Genomic DNA, 17,163 nt, shown 5'->3' on the forward strand with positions numbered 1-17,163 from the left:
ACACAAGAGAGGCACCCAGTGACGGACGTCAACGCCAAGAGCCGACGCGCCAAGGTGCTCGTCGTCGGCATGGACGGCCTGCGCTTCGACCGGCTGACCCGCTCCCCCTCCACCGCACCCGTATTGCACCACCTGATGGCCACGGGTGCCCACGGCACGAGCCTGCTGCCCTACGGCCGAGCCGACGACGAGCCTTCGACCGGCGTGGCCTGCACCGACTCCGGGCCCGGCTGGTCGAGCATCCTCACCGGCGTGTGGCCCGACCGCCACGGGGTCACCGGCAACGACTTCAAAGGCGCCGATTACGCCCGCTACCCCGACTTCCTGACCCGCGCCGCCCGCGGCCGGCCCGGTCTGCGCACGGCGGCCGCCGTGTCCTGGCCGGCGCTGGTGCGCCGCGGCACCCTCGGCCGGGCCATCGGCCGCCGTGTGCGCCACAACGGTGAACGCAGGGGCTACGAAACCGCGGACCGCCGCGTCGCCCGCACCGCCCTGCGCTGGCTCACCAAGTCCGACCCGGACGTCCTGTTCGTGTACCTCGGCGCCACCGACGAGGCCGGACACGCCACGGGCCCCCTCTCCCCCGCCTACGACCGGGCCCTCCTCGGCCAGGACGCCCACCTCGGGCGGCTGCTGGAGGCGATCGACGCGCGGCGGGCAGATCCGGGGCGCGCCGAGGAGCACTGGACCGTGCTGGTCACCACCGACCACGGTCACCTCGACTCCGGTGGCCACGGCGGTGACTCGCGTGCCGAGCGGGAGGTCTTCGTCATCCTCGCCGAGCCCGGCGGACCCGCGGGCACCCGGCTCGACACGCCCCGCCTCATCGACATCGCCCCCACCGTCCTGGACCGTCTCGGCATCCCCCTCGACCCCGCCTGGGGCCTGCAGGGCCGCGTCCTGCCCGGGCCCGCCGCACCCACTCCGGAATGGTCATGACCGACGCACACCTCGACCCCCTGATCGCCCTGCGCCCCTGGCAGGCACCCGAGCTGACCTCCTGGGGACGGCTGCCGACGAACGCCGTCGACCGGCGCCACGGTGCCGTCCCCCTCGACGGCGACTGGCGCTTCCAGCTGCTGGCCGCGCCGGACGCCCCGCCCGGGGAGGCCTGGTCGTCGTCGTACGTGCCCGGCGTGTGGACCCTGCAAGGCACGGACGATCTTCCGCAGTACCTCAACGTCCGCATGCCGTTCGCCGAGTTCCCGCCGGACGTGCCCGCCGCCAACCCGACCGGGGTCTACGAGCGGGTGGTGGACGTGCCCGCCGAGTGGGCCGGGCGGCGGATCGTGCTCCAGGTCGGGGCCGCCGAGAGCGTGCTGCTGGTGCACGTGGACGGGAGGCCCGCCGGGATCTCCAAGGACTCGCACCTGGCCGCCGAATTCGACCTCACGCCGGTGGTGCGCCCCGGGGAGCGGGCCACCGTGCGCCTGACCGTGGTGAAGTGGTCGGACGCCTCCCACATCGAGGACCAGGACCAGTGGTGGCACGGCGGGATCACCCGCTCGGTGCTGCTGTACGCCACCGACCCGCTGCATCTCGCGGACGTCACCGTGCGGGCCCGGCGGGACGGGGACCTGCTGGTGGAGTGCCGGGTGCGGGACGCGGGCGGGCCGCTGCCCGAAGGGTGGTACGTCAGCGGGGAGCTGGACGGGCAGCTGCTCACCCAGGACGCGGAGTTCGACCGGGCCAACGCCGAGGACGAGCGCGTCTCCGCGTTTCTCGGCGAGGCGCGGCTGCGTGCCGCCGTGCCGGAGGTGCGCACCTGGAACGCCGAGACGCCCGAGCTGTACGGCCTGACTGTGCGCCTGCACCGCGCCGACGGCACCGTCGCCGACACCTCACGGCACCGCGTCGGCTTCCGCGACGTCGAGATCGACGGCCGTGACCTGCTGGTCAACGGCGAGCGCGTGTTCATCCGGGGCGTGAACCGGCACGACTTCCATCCGCTGACCGGTCGCACGGTGTCGTACGACGACATGCGCGCCGACCTCGTCCTGCTGAAGCGCTTCGGCTTCAACGCGATCCGCACCGCGCACTACCCGAACGACCCGGCCCTGTACGACCTGGCCGACGAGCTCGGCTTCTACGTCGTCGACGAGGCCGACATCGAGTCCCACGACCACGCGCACGAGATCGCCGACGACCCGCGCTACCTGGGCGCCTTCGTGGACCGGGCCGCGCGGATGGTGCTGCGGGACAAGAACCACCCGTCCGTCATCATCTGGTCGCTGGGCAACGAGTCGGACTACGGCGCGAACCACGACGCGGCGGCCGGCTGGGTGCGCCGGCACGACCCGACCCGGCCGGTGCAGTACGAGGGCGCGGCCAGGCACGGCTGGGCGGATCCGGACCTGGCCTCGGACATCGCCTGCCCCATGTACGCGCCGCTGGAGGAGTGCCTGGCCCACGCCCTGTCCGGCACCCAGACCAAGCCGCTCATCCAGTGCGAGTACTCGCACGCCATGGGCAACAGCAACGGCACGCTGGCGGACCATTGGGCGGCCATCGAGGCCACCCCGGGTCTTCAGGGCGGGTTCATCTGGGAGTTCTGGGACCACGGCATCCTCCAGCGTGTGAACGACGGCAGACCGGCCGGGCGTGGGGGCGCCGGGCTCTATGACAACGGTGTCGCCGCGCCCGGGCATCGCTGGGCCTACGGCGGCGACTTCGGGGAGACGGACCACGACGGCGCCTTCATCGCCGACGGTGTCGTCTTCCCCGACCGGACCCCCAAGCCCGTGATGTTCGAGCACCGGGAGATCGCCGCGCCGGTGCGTATCGACTGCTTCCGGCACGAGGGCGTCGTGCTGGGCAACCACCAGCACTTCCGGGGCTTGGACTGGCTGTCCGGCGTGTGGGAGCTGTCCCTCGCGGACGGCACCACCCTGACGGCTCCCGCCGAGCTGCCCGGTCTCAGGCCGGGTGAGACGGCCGCGGTGCCGCTGCCGTTCGAACTGCCCGCGGAGGGCGGCGAGGCGTGGCTGACACTGCGGGTCACGACGGCCGGGGACGAGCCGTGGGCGCCGCGCGGGACGGTCGTGTGCCTGCCGCAGGTGCGGCTGCGGGCGGCGCCCCCGCCGGTGCACACCCGGGTCCCGGACGGTCCGGTCGAGGTCGACGAGGACGGGCTGCTCGTCCATCCGCTGCTGACGGCCGCTCCCGTGCTGTCCCTGTGGCGGGCGCCGACCGACAACGACGAACTGGGCGGCATGGCGGCCCGCTGGCGGGACTGGGGGCTGGCGGAGCCCGCCCGCACGGTCGTCTCCGTACGGCGTGACCCGGGCCGGGTGACCGTGGTGTCCGACTACGTCTGCGCGGGCGGGACCGTACGGCACGAGCAGGTGCTCACAGCCGTGGCGGGCGGTCTGCTCGTCACGGAGAGCGCCGAACTGCCCGAGGCGCTGCACGACGTGGCCCGGGTGGGGACGGTGTTCGAGACGGTCCCCGGGCTCACCCTGCTGGAGTGGTTCGGGCAGGGCCCCTGGGAGTCGTATCCGGACCGGGCCGCCGGCGCGCCCGTCGGCCACCATTCCCTCCCGGTGGACGAGCTGTTCACGCCCTATCTGCGGCCGCAGGAGAGCGGAGGGCGCCACGGCGTGCGGCGGTTCACGCTGTCCGCGCCGGACGCCACCGGGCTCGCGGTGCGGCTGGACCGGCCCCGCCAGGTCTCCGTGAACCGGCACCGCGCGGCCGGGCTCGCCGCCGTCGCGCACCACGACGAACTGGTGCCGCGGGCCGGGTGCGTGGTGCACATCGACGCGGCGCACCGCGGGCTCGGCACGGCGTCGTGCGGACCCGACACCTTCGCTTCCTACCTCGTCGCGGCAGGAGTCCATCGCTGGAGCTGGACGCTGCGCGTTCTGTGAGTTCTCCCCCCACACGATCACCCGTCTCAGTCACCTCCTGGAGCACCCGTGTGCACTTCGCATGACCACGACCTGGGCGAGGCGCCCCAGGCCGGTGCCGCACGACGCAGTTTCCTCCGCGCCACCGCGCTGCTCGGCGTGACCGCCGCCGTGTCCGCGCTGCCGGCCGTCACCGCCGAGGCGGCGACGGCGACGTGGCGGCCCGATCCCGGCAGCCGCCGCTTCACGCTCGCGGTGATGCCGGACACGCAGTACCTCTTCGACGGGCCGAGCATCGACAAGGCGCCGGTCGAGGCCTCGCTGCGGTATCTGCTGGAGCACGGCCGGGAGGAGAACCTCGTCTTCCTGTCCCACCTCGGTGACCTCACGCAGAACGGCGCGAAGGAGGAGTTCGCGGCGATCGGCGAGGCGTTCCGGCTGCTGGACCGGCGCGGCGTCGGCTACAGCGTGCTGGCCGGCAACCACGACGTGAAGTCGTCGACGACCGACCAGCGCGGCGCGACACCGTACCTGGACGCCTTCGGGCCGCAGCGGTTCGCGGGGCGGCGGACGTTCGGCGGGGCCTCGGCCGACGGCTACAACTCCTTCCACCTGTTCCCCGCGGGCGGCCGGGAGTGGCTGGTCCTGGCACTGGACTGGCGGCTGTCGCCGCAGGGCTACGCGTGGGCGAAGGACGTCCTGGCGAAGCACCCGAAGACGCCGGTGATCCTCACGACGCACGAACTGGTCGTGGCGGACGACACGTTGTCGGACTACGGGCAGCAGCTGTGGGACCGGCTGATCGAGGACCACGACCAGATCTTCCTGGCGCTCGGCGGGCACTACTGGCCCGCCGGCCGCGCGATACGGAAGAACGCGGACGGACACGACGTCCACCTGCATCTGACCAACTACCAGAATCGCTACTTCGGCGGCGCGGCCATGATCCGGCTGTACCGGTTCGACCTGGACCGCGGGGTCATCGACGTGGAGACACTCTCGCCCTGGATCCTGGGCCGGGCCGCGAAGGGGCTCAACGAGCTGGAACGGCAGGAGATGGAACTGAGCGGCGACGCCGACCGGTTCTCCGTCGAGATCGACTTCGGCAAGCGCTTCGCCGGTTTCGCGCCCGTGCCCGCCCGTGCGGCCCGGCCCGCCTCGAAGATGCTCGTCCCGGGCACGATGGCGTACTGGCGCTTCGACGAGCCCGTGGACGGCACGGACGGCACGGTCCGTGACCTGTCCGGGCGGGGCAACGACCTCTCGATCGTCACCGTCGGCGGCGGCGCGCTGGGCTGGTCGGCCGATCACCACCCCGACCAGCCGGGCCACGGCAGCCTGGAGTTCCAGGGCTTCAAGTCCCCCCTGAAGGGCGCGTATCTGAAGACGGTCGACGGCGCCCCGCTGAGCCGGGCCACCTTCGAGGACGGTTACACCATCGAGGCGTTCTACCGGCTGCCCGCCGACTGGGACCCGGACCACAACGCCTGGTCGGGTCTGGTCTCCCGCACGGGCACCGGCGGCGCCGCCGGGAAGACCGCCGACGACCCGGACGAGCCGCTGGCCACGCTGTCGCTGTCCAACGACCGGGAACCGCAGTGGGCGATGCGCCCGCTCAACCAGCAGGGCATCGCGACCAACTGGGGCCAGGAGACGCCGCTGGAGACCTGGTGGCACCTCGCGGTCGTCAACGACGGCAGGCACACCACGCTGTACGTCGAGGGCTGCCCGGTGCTGCGCAACCCCAGGGCCTCCTCCCTCGGCATCACCTCGGTGGGTCTGCCGTGGCTGCTGGGCGGCTACGAGTACGGCGGGAAGATCGACCAGATCTTCCACGGACGCCTCGGCGATGTCCGGATCGTCGCACGGGCACTGCCCGTCGCCTCTTTCATGAACCACTGACCTCACAGAACGCGCGAGGATCCGTCATGACCGAGCAGCAACTGCCCGCCTGGGCCGACCCGTCCGTCTCCCCCGCCGCCCTCGATCCACAGGGGGTGTCCCGCCGCGGGCTCCTGCGCCGCGCGGGCCTGTTCGGCGCCGCGTTCGCCCTCGGCTCGGGGGCGGCCCCGGCCCTGGCCGCCGACGGCCGCCGGCCGGGCGGTGAGGACCCGCGCCTCGCCTACCTCGTCGGCGACCACCACATCCACTCCGTCTACAGCCACGACGCCAAGTACACCTTCTCCCAGTTGGCCGCCGCGGGCGCGAAGTACGGCCTGGACTGGATGGTGTTCACCGAGCACTCCAACTTCGGGCACGCGGACTTCGGGGCCGCACTGGAGCACCGGGAGATCCTCGACGCGCGGGCGGAGAACCCGCGGCAGCTGATCTTCCAGGGCCTGGAGTGGTACATCCCGGCGGCCGAGCACTGCACGGTGTTCACCGCGCCCGGCCCGCACGAGGTCGACGTGCTGACCCGCTTCGAGCGCGCCTACGACGGCAAGCTCCTCGCCTACGACAAGGGCGGCCCCGCCGACGCGGACACCGCCCGCAACGAGGCGCACGCTGTCAAGGCGATCAAGTGGCTGGCCGAGCAGCGGCGTTCGGGCTACGTCGACGACGTGCTGGTCCTCGCCAACCATCCGATGCGCCTGGGCATCGACTCCCCGCACGAGATGCGCAACTGGCGGGACGCCGCGCCCGAGATCATGATCGGTATGGAGGGCGCGCCCGGCGCACAGGGCGCGGCCATCCCCGGCTGGCGCGGGGCCGGCTCGATCCGCGGCGAGTACGAGAACAAGCCGTCCGCGCAGTCCTGGCCCGGCTACCCGGCGGACGCCTACCTGACCTACGGCGGCTTCGACTGGGCGACCGCGACCGTGGGCGGGCTGTGGGACTCGATGCTGGCCGAGGGCCGGCTGTTCTCGGTCACCACCAACTCCGACGCCCACCGGATCGTCTTCGACACCTGGAAGAACGGCGACTGGCAGCCCGGACAGACCTTCGACAGCACCGGCAGGCTGCCCGACCCGGTGAAAACGGACACCCCGCAGCCGGGCAGCGACTTCTGGCCCGGCCAGTTCAGCCGCACCCACGTGGGCGTGACCCGCTACGGCTACCGCGCGGTGATGGCGGGGATGCGCGCGGGCCGGGTGTGGCTGGACCACGGGCATCTGCTCGACGGGCTGGAGGTACGCCTGATCCGGGACGGCGACCGGGGCCGGGGCGTGACGCTCGGTGGCCGGCTGCGGGTCCGCAAGGGCGAGAGGCTCACCCTGAACGTCACGGTGACGACCGCCTCCCGGCCCAACCCGCAGGGGATCCTGCCCGAGTTGGCGCATGTGGACGTCATCCGCGGCGCCGTGCGGGGCCCGGTCGCCGACCGCGACACCTGGAAGGCCCCGGAGACCCGGGTCGTGCGGACGCACGACGTCTCCGGCCGCACGGGCACGTACACCCTGCGTATCCCGCTGACCGCCGGCGAGGAGTCCTTCTACGTCCGGCTGCGCGGCAGCGACGGCAACCGGCACGGAACCGGCTACCTCGGTGCCTCGGTCGACCCGCACGGGCCGGTCCCGCACGAGCCCGGGGACGGCGACCCGTGGGCGGACACCTGGTTCTACTCGAACCCCGTGTTCGTCGACGTGGAGGGGGCCTGATCCCCGGGTACCAGCAGGTCACGGACTGATCGGGCGGAGGTACGGTGGGCCGCGTGACCGGTGAAGAGTCGCTGCGGCCCCAGTCCCTCATGCTGACGTTCCTGGGCGACCAGGTGCTCGGCCGTGATGTGTGCGTGTACTCGGGCAGCGTCATCGACGTGTTCGCCCGCGCCGGGATCGGCGAGCAGGCCACCCGCTCCACTCTGACCCGCATGGTGGGCCGTGACCTGCTGCGCCGCCAGCGCGAGGGCCGCCGCATGTACTTCGGGCTGACCGAGCGCTCGGAGGCGGTGCTGCGCGACGGCGCGCAGCGGATCTGGCAGGCGGGTGCCGTCAACCGGCGGTGGGACGGCAGCTGGACGCTGCTCGGCTTCTCCCTGCCGGAGTCCTGGCAGCGCCAGCGGCACGATCTGCGCTCCCAGCTGACCTGGAGCGGCTTCGGCCCGCTCTTCAACGGTTTGTGGATCGCCCCGGGCGAGGTCGACGTGTCGGCCCTGGTGGCCGAGCTCGGACTGTCCGCCCACGTCAAGGTCTTCCGGGCGCACGCGGACACCGGCATGGACATCGGCCGGATGATCGAGGAGACCTGGGAGCTGTCCGAACTGGCCGAGCGCTACGAGGGGTTCGCGGGCCGCTGGCAGCACTGGGAGGACGACCTGCCGGACGCCGGAGACGCCCTCGTGCTGCGCCTGCGCCTCCAGACGGAGTGGCTGCAGATCGTCCGCCGCGACCCACGGCTCCCCGTCGAGCACCTGCCCGCCGACTGGCCGGCCGAACCGGCCGAGAAGACGTTCCGGACCGTGCACGAGCGGCTCTCCCCCCTCGCCCACGAGGCCTCGGAACGCCTTCTGGATCTGGTGCCCGCGCGGACTCAGGCGTAGAACCGCGACAGGCTCTGCAGCACCGCCGCCGGCTTCGTGGCGCCCTCGATCTCGATGGCGCCCTCGACGGTGATCTGCGCGCCGCCCGGCACCTCCTCGACCTCGGCGAGCTTCGCCGTCAGGCGGATGCGGGAGCCGACTTTCACCGGGGAAGGGAAACGCACCTTGTTGAGGCCGTAGTTGACCTTCGTCGTCACGCCCTGGACGTCCAGCAGCTCGGTGAAGAGGGGAATGAAGAGGGAGAGCGTGAGGTAGCCGTGCGCTATGGGAGCGCCGAAGGGGCCCTCCTTGGCCTTCTCGGGGTCCACGTGGATCCACTGGTGGTCGCCCGTGGCGTCGGCGAAGGTGTTGATGCGCTCCTGCGTCACCTCGATCCACTCGCTGGTGCCGAGGTCGCTGCCGGCGAGCTTCTTCAGTTCGTCGAGGCCGTTGACGGTGAGGCTCATGCGGATCCTTCCTGGGTGCCGTAGCGCGTACGGACACGGGACTTGAGGAGTTTTCCGGAGGCGGTGCGCGGGAGTTCGTCCGCGACGACCACCGACTTCGGGATCTTGTACTTGGCGAGGCGGCCGGCGAGTGACGCGAGCACCTCGTCGGGGTCGAGGCCGGCGCCCTCGCGGGGCACGACAACGGCGCGCGGCACCTCGCCCCACTTGTCGTCCGGCACCCCGATCACCGCGCACTCGGCGATGTCCGGGTGGGCGAGGAGCTGGTCCTCGATCTCGGCGGGGTAGATGTTCTCGCCGCCGGAGATGATCATGTCCTTGATGCGGTCGACGATGTGGACGTAGCCGTCCTCGTCGATCCGGGCGGCGTCGCCGCTGCGGAACCAGCCGTCCGCGAAGGACGCGGCCGTCTCCTCGGGCAGCCCCCAGTAGCCGGGCATGACGTGCGGGCCGCGCACCACCACCTCGCCCACCTCGCCGACGCCGGCCGGCGCCAGGTCGGGCCGGACGACGCGGACGTCGCTGAAGAAGTGCGGCACGCCCGCCGATCCCGCCTTGCTCACGGCGTGCTCGGCGTCCAGGAACAGCGTGCCGGGGGCGGCCTCGGTCATGCCGTAGCCCTGGAGGAAGGTCAGACCGCGTTCCTGGTAGGCGGCGATCAGCGGGGTGGGGACCGGTGAGCCGCCGCAGGTGAGGATGCGCAGCGAGGAGAGGTCCGCCTGCGGCCAGCGCGGGTGCCTGGCCACCTGGTCGAACATCGTGGGCACGCCGAACATGAAGGTGATCCGGTGCCGTTCGATGAGGTCGAAGGTGGCGTCCGGGTCGAAGGCGTCGACCAGGACGCAGGTGCCGCCCTTCAGCAGCACCGGCAGGGTCAGCATGTTCAGGCCCGCCGTGTGGAACAGCGGGGCGGAGACCAGGGCGCGTTCGTCGGCGATCAGATCGGTGTCGACGAGAACGTTGACCGCGTTCCAGGTGAGGTTGCCGTGGGTGAGCATGGCGCCCTTGGGCCGGCCGGTCGTGCCCGAGGTGTACATGATGATGCAGGTGTCGTCGGCGCCGACCGGTTCGTCGACCGGCTCCTCGGACGCCTCGGCGACGGCCGCTTCGTACTCGCCGCCGACCTCCAGGTAGACGCGTACGTCGGTGCTGCCGGGCAGGCCCGCGACCAGACCGGCGTAGGACGGGCCGTAGACGAGGGCACGGGCGCCGGAGTCGGCGAGCTGGTAGGCGATCTCGGGTCCGGCCAGGCGGATGTTGAGGGGGACGAAGACCGCGCCGAGCGTGCCGGCCGCGAACAGGGTCTCCAGGTAGGAGGGGTGGTTCGGGCCGAGGTAGGCGACGCGGTCGCCGCGGCGCACGCCCCGGGCGCGCAGGGCGTGGGCCAGGCGGGTGGTGCGGGTGTGGAGGGTGCCGTAGTCGGTGGCGTCCTCGCCGCGGATCAGGGCGGTGCGGTGCGGGGTCTTGCGGGCCCGGCGTGCGGGCCATGACCCCAGTCCCTCGTTGCGCATGTCACGCCCCTTACGGTTTCGTCAGCCCGAGCAGGCGGGCCGCGTTCTCCTTGAGGATCTTCGGCCGGACCTCGTCCTTGATCGTCAGCTTGCCGAAGTCGGCGAGCCAGCGGTCGGGGGTGAGGACGGGGAAGTCGGAGCCGAAGAGGACCTTGTCCTTGAGCAGGGTGTTCGCGTACTGCACGAGCTGCGGCGGGAAGTACTTCGGCGACCAGCCGGACAGGTCGATGTGCACGCCCGGCTTGTGCGTGGCGACGGCCAGGGCCTCGTCCTGCCAGGGGAAGGACGGGTGCGCCAGGATGATCTTCAGGTGCGGGAAGTCGGCCGCCACGTCGTCCACGTGGAGCGGGTTGGAGTACTTCAGCCTGATCCCGCCCCCGCCGGGGACGCCGGCGCCGATGCCCGTCTGGCCGGTGTGGAAGAGGGCGATCGTGCCCGTCTCCTCGATCACCTCGTACAGGTCGTACGCCACCGAGCGGTCGTTGGGGAAGAAGCCCTGGATGCTGGGGTGGAACTTGAAGCCCTTCACCCCGTACTCCTCGACCAGCCGCCGGGCCTGCTTCACTCCCGCCTTGCCCCGGAAGGGGTCGACGGAGGCGAAGGGGATGAGGACGTCGGCGTTGGCGGCGGCCGCCTCGGCGACCTCCTCGTTGGGGACGGGCGGGGTGCCGGTCGCGGACTCGGCGTCGACCGTGAAGATCACGGCAGCCATGTTCCGCTCGCGGTAGTACGCGGCGGTCTCCTCCAGGGTCGGCTTCCGCTTGCCCTCGACCTTGAAGTAGGCGGAGGAGGCGTCGTGCAGGTCGTCGTCCAGGGAGGAGTGGCCCTGGGAGGACACCTCGGCGTGCGTGTGGACGTCGATCGCGACCAGGTCGTCGACGTTCATCGAGGGGTCCATCACGCCTCCGGGAACTTCGGCGCCGGGATGCCGACCGACTGGAGCTCGGCACCGACCGAGGTGGGCCAGGCGTCGGCGAGGGCGGCGGGGGTCCAGCCGCCGTCGGCGTAGGCCGCCCTGATCTCCTGCGGATGCGACCAGAGTGCCACCTTGTCGCCGCCGATGCCGACGCACTGGCCGGTGACGCCCCGGGCGGCCTCGGAGGCCAGGAACGGGACCAGGGCCGCGCAGTCCTCCGGGGTGCCGAAGCCCTCGCCCTTGCGCAGGAAGTCCGGCAGCGGCTCGCCGCCGCGCATGGCCTCGATGTACGGGGCGAAGGCCGGGATCGTCTCGGTCATCGCGGTGGCGGCGACCGGCACGATCGCGTTGACCGTGATGCCCGCGCGGCCCAGCTCCATCGACCAGGTGCGGGCCATCGCCGCGATGCCGGCCTTGGCGGCGGCGTAGTTCGTCTGGCCGAAGTTGCCGCGCTGGCCGGCCGGGGAGCCGACCAGGATCAGCGAGCCGCCCTCGCCCTGCTCGCGCATCCGGACGGCGGCGGCGCGGGCGCAGGTGAAGGTGCCCTTGAGATGGGTGGTGATCACCGCGTCGAAGTCCTCGTCGGTCATCTTCCACAGCACCTTGTCGCGCAGGATGCCCGCGTTGGTGACGAGGACGTCCAGCCGGCCGAACTCCTCGACCGCGCGGTTCACCAGCCGCTCGGCGGCCTCGGCGGTGCCGACCGGGACGACCTCGGCGACGGCCTTGCCGCCCGCTTCCGCGATGGACTTCACGGCCGCCTCGGCCACGGCCTCGTCGACGTCGTTGACGACCACGGACGCGCCGTGGGCGGCCAAGGCGTGGGCATAGGCGAGGCCGAGGCCCCGGCCGCTGCCGGTGACGACGGCGGCCTTGCCGGTGAGATCGATGCTGGGCACGGGCGGGTCCCTTCACGAGCTGATGCGGGTGGTGCGGCTTCGAGATCGAAGCTAAGAGCAATAATTGTTGACGTCAATAGTTGTTGGAGACCTGCGGGTGCGGGATGCTGGAATCACCGGCAAGCAGCACCGAGCACAGGGAGCCCGTCATCACACGCCGACACGTCACCGCGAAGCCCATCGACGCCCACGAGCCGTGGATGCGCGGACTGCACGCCGACACGGGCTATCTGCTGTACCGGCTCGGCCTGCGCTCGGGGCAGCTCTTCAACGCCTGCCTCCAGGAGTCGGGCCTGCGTCTGCGCCACTACGCGGTGCTGCGCTACCTCGCCACCACCGACGGCGCCCTGCAGCGCGAACTGAGCACGCGGCTCGGCTACGACCCGAGCGCGATCGTCGGCCTGGTCGACGACCTGGAGAAGCTGGGCTTCGCCGAGCGCCGCCCGTCCCCCGACGACCGCCGCAGCCGGATCGTCGTCCTGACCGAGAGCGGCAGCGGCTTCCTCCGTGACACCGACGAGGCCGGCCTGCGGGTGACCGGCGAACTCCTGGGCCCGCTGGACCCGGCCGAACGGGAGACCCTGCACGCGCTGCTGCTGCGCATCGCGGAGGACGGCCTGAACTGATGTTGTGCAAATGATTGACGGCTGCACGATGGATGCATAACTTCACGGATCAACCGCGCCCCGTCCCCAGGGAGCCCACCGTGCAGCCATCCCCGTCCGCCTCCCAAGCCTCCCCCGATTCACGGCAGTTGCGGCGCGTCGCCGTCTCCGGCCTGCTCGGCACCACCGTCGAGTTCTACGACTTCCTCGTCTACGGCACGGTCGCCGCGCTCGTCTTCGGCGAACTGTTCTTCCCACGGGCCGACCCGGCGGTCGGCACCATCGCGGCGTTCGGCACCTTCGCCGCGGGTTATCTCGCCCGGCCGCTCGGCGGCATCGTCTTCGGGCACTTCGGCGACCGGCTCGGCCGCAAGTCGATGATGCTGCTGACCATGGTCCTGATGGGATCCGGGAGCTTCCTCATCGGCCTGCTGCCGACGTACGACACCATCGGCGTCTGGGCCCCGGTGCTGCTGGTCGCCCTGCGCGTGGTGCAGGGCATCGCGATCGGCGGCGAGTGGGGCGGCGCGATGCTGATGGTCGTCGAACACGCCGAGCACACGCGGGGTTCCCGGCGCGGCCTGTGGTCCAGCTTCACCCAGCTCGGCGCCCCGCTCGGTTCCGTGCTGTCGGCCGGTGTGGTCACCCTGGTCGCCACCCTGCCGGACGAGCAGTTCCGCTCCTGGGGCTGGCGGGTGCCGTTCCTGCTGAGCATCGTGCTGCTGGGCGTCGGCCTGTTCGTGCGGCTGAAGGTCGCCGAGAGCCCGCTGTTCGCACAGGTCGAACGGGAGCCGGTGGCCCGGCCGCCGATCGTGGAGGTGCTGCGGCGGCCGAAGCCGGTGCTGCTGGCCGCCTGCGTCGGCATCGGCGCGTTCACCGCACAGTCCCTGCTGACGAGCTTCATGATCTCCTACGCCGTCGACGAGGGGTACACCCGCCCGCAGGTGCTGACCGCGGTCACCGTCGCCTCCTGTGTGGCCCTCGTCGTCCTGCCCGCGGCGTCCGCGCTGTCGGACCGGGTCGGCCGCCGGCCCGTCGTGCTCGCCGGTGCCGTCGCCTCGGCCGCGCTCGCCTTCCCGGTGCTGGCCCTGGTCGACTCCGGCTCCCCCGGCCTGCTGATCCTCGCCCTGGCGCTCGGCCACGGCGTCGCCCAGTCCACGATGTACGGACCCCTGGGCGCCCTGCTCACCGAGATGTTCGGCACCCGCGTCCGCTACACCGGCGCCTCCCTCGGCTACCAGGGGGCCACCCTGATCGGCGCGGGGTTCTCCCCGCTGATCGCCGGCAGTCTCCTGGCCTCCTTCGGCGGCGGCAGCACCCCGGTGTCGCTGCTGCTGTGCGCCGGTGCGGCCGTCACCGCGGTCACCGTGTGGCGACTGCGCGAGACGCACACGGACGCGCTGGACTCCCCCGCCGCCGCCCCCGCCCTGGAAGGAACCCCGCGTTGAGGATCCGCCTCGCCCTGCTGACGACCGCCTGCCTGTCCCTGGCGGCGACCGCCCTGCCCGCGCAGGCCGCCACCGCGGACACCCGCCTGGAGGGCCGGCTCCCGTCCGGCGCCGCCTACGTGATGGACGTCCCCGCGTCCTGGAACGGCACGGTCCTGCTCTACAGCCACGGCTACACCCCGGCCGGAGCCCCCAACCCGGCCCAGAACACACCCGGTCCGGCCGCCCGCGACAAACTGCTGGCCGAGGGCTACGCCCTGATCGGCTCCTCGTACGCGACGAACGGCTGGGCGGTCACGGAGGCGGTGCCCGACCAGCTCGCCACGCTGGACCTGTTCACGCAGAAGTTCGGGGCGGCCCGGCGGACGCTGGCCTGGGGCACCTCCTACGGCGGCTTCGTCACCAGCATGCTCGCCGAGCGGCACGCCGGCCGGTTCGACGGATCGCTGTCGATGTGCGGACTGGTGCAGGGCGGTGTCGCCAACTGGAACAGCACCCTGGACCCGGTGTTCGCGCTGCGCACGCTGCTCGCCCCGGACTCCGGTGTGCGGCTCGCGGGCTTCGCGGACCAGGCCGAGGCGGTTGCCGCGGGCAAGGCGCTCACCTCGAAGGTCGACGCGGCTCAGCGGACCCCCGGGGGCCGGGCCCGGATCGCCCTCGCTGCCGCCCTGCACAACATCCCCGGCTACAACGACCCTTCGCAGACGCTGCCGGACCCCACCGACTTCCGGACGGCCCAGGCCAACCAGTACACCGCCGTCCGGGGCCTGCTCCAACTGCCCGCGTTCAGCTGGCGGCAGGAGGCCGAGAGCCGGGCGGGCGGCAACCCGTCCTGGAACACCGGCGTCGACTACCGCTCGATGCTCGTACGCTCCCCGCTGTACAAAGAGGTCACGGAGCTCTACAAGGAGGCGGGACTGTCCTTGCGCACCGACCTCTCGGCCCTGGGCCGGGCACCCCGGATCGCCGCCGACCCGCCGGCGGTGCGCTGGATGCGGAACACCAGTGTGCTCTCCGGCCGCCTCACCGACCCCCAGCTGAACATCCACACCACCGGTGACGCCCTGATCCCGGTGCAGTCCGAGAGCGCCTACCGGCGGGCCGCCACGGCGGCGGGCTCCGCCGGGCTCCTCCGCCAGGCCTACGTCGACGGCCCGGGCCACTGCACCTTCACACCGGGCGAGACACTGGCCGCCCTGCACACCCTGGAGCACCGCCTGGACACCGGCCGCTGGGACGCCTCGCCCGGCGCCCTCAACTCCCGCGCGAAGGCCGAGGATCCGACGAACGAACCCCGCTACGTTCCGTACCGTCCGAGCACCTACCCCCGCCCCTACGACCTGGTTCACCCGGGAGACGCCCGGCCATGACAGCCCCCACCGCGCCCGACCGGCTGCTGTCCGTGCTCGCGGCCTTCGACCACGAGCATCCGGCGTTGTGCCTGACGGACATCAGCCGGCGGGCCGGGCTGAGCCTGACCACCGCGCACCGGCTGGTGGGCGCGCTGACCGAGTGGGGCGCCCTGGAGCGGGACGAGTCCGGCGTCTACCACGTCGGACTGCGGCTGTGGGAGCTCGCCGCGCTGGCCCCGCGCGGCCTCGCCCTGCGGCAGATCGCGCTGCCGTACCTGGAGGACCTGTACGAGGCGACGCACGAGAACGTGCAGCTGGCCGTGCGGGACGGCCGGGACGTCGTCTACATCGAGTGGCTGTCGGGGCGGTCGGCGGTCGGCGTGCACATCCGCGTCGGCGCCCGCTGGCCGCTGCACGCCACCGGGGTCGGGCTCGCCCTCCTGGCACACGGCGATCCGGTGTTCCGGAAGGAGTACTGCGAGGGCGAACTCGCGTCCTTCACCCCGTACACGATCACCGGACCGGAGCGGCTGCGGCGGGTGCTCGCCGAGGTGCGCAGGTCGGGGATCGCGGTGAGTGACCGTCAGGTCACGGAGGACGCCCTGTCGGTGGCCGCTCCGGTGCGCGGTGCGGACGGCACCGTGACCGCCGCCGTGTCGATCGTGGTGCCCCACGCGGACGCCCAGGTGCCGGTCCTTGGCCCGGCGGTGCGGGTGGCGGCGCGCGGGATCTCCCGGGCGCTGGGCTGGCAGCCCTGAGCGCGGCGGGGGTTCGCCGGACCCCGCACGCCCCTTCGGTTCAGGCCTCCCGGGCCGGGGTCATGGCCCAGCGGATGGTCCGGGTCAGGGCCCGGCCGGTGGGGCGTACGGCGAGGTCCTCGACGACCGGCACCCGGGGCAGCCACAGCATGCCGCGCGCCCAGGGCGGGAGCAGGGTGACGGCGTTCGCGGCCAGCCCGCCGTAGAAGGGCCGGAGGGCCAGGGGAAGGGGCGGCTGGAACAGCAGGAAGCGGGCGGCTGCCCGGGCCTCGGGCGTGGCCCGCAGTTCGGGCCGGTAGGCGCTCAGGCGCTCGGCCAGTTCGCCGCGGTCGCGCGGCGGGCCGGCCACCCCGAGCGCCTCGGCGACCCGCGCGGTGTCGGCGACGTAGGCGTCGTAGCCGGCGGCGTCCAGCGGCCGGGCTCCGTAGCGTTCGTGGGCGCGCAGGAAACTGTCCGTCTCGGCGGCGTGCACCCAGCCGAGCAGATGGGGGTCGGCCGCGTGGTACGGCACGCCATCGGCCGTCGTGCCGCGGATCCGTGCGTGGATGCCCCGCACGTGGTCGACGGCCTGCTGGGCGTCCGCAGCGGTACCGTACGTCGTCACGGCCAGGAAGGTGCTGGTGCGCTGCAACCGGCCCCATGGGTCGCCGCGGAAGCCGGAGTGCCCGGCGACGGCCGCCATCGCGAGCGGGTGCAGCGACTGCAGGAGCAGGGCGGTCAGCCCGCCGATGAACATCGAGGCGTCGCCGTGGACCGCGCGGATCGGCCGGTCCGGCCCGAACCAGCGCGGGCCGGGGGTGTGGTGGATCCGGGCACGGGTCGCGGGTCCGCCGGGGCCCGCGACCCGGCGGAACAGGGCCTGGCCCAGCTGTTCACGGACTCCGGTCAGCACGGCGGCCT

Annotated in this window: 14 protein-coding genes; 9 read left to right on the forward strand and 5 right to left on the reverse strand. The window is 72.6% G+C overall.

The genetic code is table 11. From position 1 onward, the window contains the following. Positions 1-69 precede the first annotated feature (69 nt). The 5 genes from HNR57_RS02150 to HNR57_RS02170 are packed head-to-tail and all read left to right on the forward strand — an operon-like array spanning position 70 to position 8,328. Positions 70-939 (forward strand): alkaline phosphatase family protein, encoded by an 870-nt coding sequence (locus HNR57_RS02150; protein ID WP_184556515.1) that lies wholly within the window; start codon positions 70-72, stop codon positions 937-939. After that, positions 936-3,869 carry a glycoside hydrolase family 2 TIM barrel-domain containing protein gene (locus HNR57_RS02155; RefSeq protein ID WP_184555029.1) on the forward strand — a complete coding sequence of 978 codons (2,934 nt, stop codon included), beginning with the start codon at positions 936-938 and terminating at the stop codon, positions 3,867-3,869. The genes HNR57_RS02150 and HNR57_RS02155 overlap by 4 nt, the downstream gene beginning before the upstream one ends. 48 nt (positions 3,870-3,917) lie before the next feature. Then, entirely contained in the window at positions 3,918-5,750 is a 1,833-nt protein-coding gene (locus tag HNR57_RS02160) for a LamG-like jellyroll fold domain-containing protein (RefSeq protein ID WP_184555031.1), read from the forward strand. A gap of 26 nt (positions 5,751-5,776) precedes the next feature. Beyond that, positions 5,777-7,447 carry a PHP domain-containing protein gene (locus HNR57_RS02165; protein WP_184555033.1) on the forward strand — a complete coding sequence of 557 codons (1,671 nt, stop codon included), beginning with the start codon at positions 5,777-5,779 and terminating at the stop codon, positions 7,445-7,447. A gap of 53 nt (positions 7,448-7,500) precedes the next feature. Beyond that, positions 7,501-8,328: a PaaX family transcriptional regulator gene (locus HNR57_RS02170; RefSeq protein ID WP_184555035.1), complete on the forward strand. Its 828-nt coding sequence runs from the start codon at positions 7,501-7,503 to the stop codon at positions 8,326-8,328. On the opposite strand, the gene HNR57_RS02175 is transcribed toward HNR57_RS02170, so the two are convergent. Genes HNR57_RS02175 through HNR57_RS02190 form a run of 4 tightly spaced genes read right to left on the reverse strand, consistent with a single transcriptional unit; the run spans position 8,319 to position 12,100 of the window. Beyond that, positions 8,319-8,774: a MaoC family dehydratase gene (locus HNR57_RS02175; protein WP_184555037.1), complete on the reverse strand. Its 456-nt coding sequence runs from the start codon at positions 8,772-8,774 to the stop codon at positions 8,319-8,321. The two genes, HNR57_RS02170 and HNR57_RS02175, sit on opposite strands and share 10 nt — an antisense overlap. Further along, positions 8,771-10,285: an acyl-CoA synthetase gene (locus HNR57_RS02180; protein WP_184555039.1), complete on the reverse strand. Its 1,515-nt coding sequence runs from the start codon at positions 10,283-10,285 to the stop codon at positions 8,771-8,773. Before HNR57_RS02180 ends, HNR57_RS02175 begins: the two co-directional genes overlap by 4 nt. Positions 10,286-10,295: 10 nt before the next feature. Then, complete coding sequence (locus HNR57_RS02185) at positions 10,296-11,171, reverse strand: amidohydrolase family protein (RefSeq protein ID WP_184555041.1); 876 nt, start codon at positions 11,169-11,171, stop codon at positions 10,296-10,298. An 11-nt stretch (positions 11,172-11,182) separates the two neighbouring features. Then, complete coding sequence (locus HNR57_RS02190) at positions 11,183-12,100, reverse strand: SDR family NAD(P)-dependent oxidoreductase (protein WP_313672936.1); 918 nt, start codon at positions 12,098-12,100, stop codon at positions 11,183-11,185. 200 nt (positions 12,101-12,300) lie between these two features. On the opposite strand from HNR57_RS02190, the gene HNR57_RS02195 reads away from it, so the two are divergent. From HNR57_RS02195 to HNR57_RS02210, 4 genes are all read left to right on the forward strand, one after another. Beyond that, complete coding sequence (locus tag HNR57_RS02195) at positions 12,301-12,726, forward strand: MarR family winged helix-turn-helix transcriptional regulator (RefSeq protein ID WP_107454440.1); 426 nt, start codon at positions 12,301-12,303, stop codon at positions 12,724-12,726. An 80-nt stretch (positions 12,727-12,806) separates the two neighbouring features. Beyond that, positions 12,807-14,153: an MFS transporter gene (locus HNR57_RS02200; RefSeq protein WP_184555045.1), complete on the forward strand. Its 1,347-nt coding sequence runs from the start codon at positions 12,807-12,809 to the stop codon at positions 14,151-14,153. Further along, positions 14,150-15,523: an alpha/beta hydrolase family protein gene (locus HNR57_RS02205; protein WP_184555047.1), complete on the forward strand. Its 1,374-nt coding sequence runs from the start codon at positions 14,150-14,152 to the stop codon at positions 15,521-15,523. Before HNR57_RS02200 ends, HNR57_RS02205 begins: the two co-directional genes overlap by 4 nt. Then, positions 15,520-16,263 carry an IclR family transcriptional regulator gene (locus HNR57_RS02210; RefSeq protein WP_184555049.1) on the forward strand — a complete coding sequence of 248 codons (744 nt, stop codon included), beginning with the start codon at positions 15,520-15,522 and terminating at the stop codon, positions 16,261-16,263. The genes HNR57_RS02205 and HNR57_RS02210 overlap by 4 nt, the downstream gene beginning before the upstream one ends. A gap of 40 nt (positions 16,264-16,303) precedes the next feature. Here the strand turns inward: HNR57_RS02210 and HNR57_RS02215 are convergent, their stop codons facing one another. Next, positions 16,304-17,155 carry an oxygenase MpaB family protein gene (locus tag HNR57_RS02215; RefSeq protein ID WP_184555052.1) on the reverse strand — a complete coding sequence of 284 codons (852 nt, stop codon included), beginning with the start codon at positions 17,153-17,155 and terminating at the stop codon, positions 16,304-16,306. Positions 17,156-17,163 lie beyond the last annotated feature (8 nt).

Source organism: Streptomyces paradoxus (assembly GCF_014202475.1).
In the GTDB taxonomy this organism is placed as follows: domain Bacteria; phylum Actinomycetota; class Actinomycetes; order Streptomycetales; family Streptomycetaceae; genus Streptomyces; species Streptomyces paradoxus.

Bases quoted from the DNA above. Each gene is read 5' to 3' on its own strand.
- HNR57_RS02150 (WP_184556515.1), top strand. From the start codon at position 70: ATGGACGGCCTGCGCTTCGACCGGCTGACCCGCTCCCCCTCCACCGCA.
- HNR57_RS02155 (WP_184555029.1), top strand. From the start codon at position 936: ATGACCGACGCACACCTCGACCCCCTGATCGCCCTGCGCCCCTGGCAG.
- HNR57_RS02165 (WP_184555033.1), top strand. From the start codon at position 5,777: ATGACCGAGCAGCAACTGCCCGCCTGGGCCGACCCGTCCGTCTCCCCC.
- HNR57_RS02175 (WP_184555037.1), bottom strand. From the start codon at position 8,774: ATGAGCCTCACCGTCAACGGCCTCGACGAACTGAAGAAGCTCGCCGGC.
- HNR57_RS02180 (WP_184555039.1), bottom strand. From the start codon at position 10,285: ATGCGCAACGAGGGACTGGGGTCATGGCCCGCACGCCGGGCCCGCAAG.
- HNR57_RS02185 (WP_184555041.1), bottom strand. From the start codon at position 11,171: ATGAACGTCGACGACCTGGTCGCGATCGACGTCCACACGCACGCCGAG.
- HNR57_RS02195 (WP_107454440.1), top strand. From the start codon at position 12,301: ATGCGCGGACTGCACGCCGACACGGGCTATCTGCTGTACCGGCTCGGC.
- HNR57_RS02210 (WP_184555049.1), top strand. From the start codon at position 15,520: ATGACAGCCCCCACCGCGCCCGACCGGCTGCTGTCCGTGCTCGCGGCC.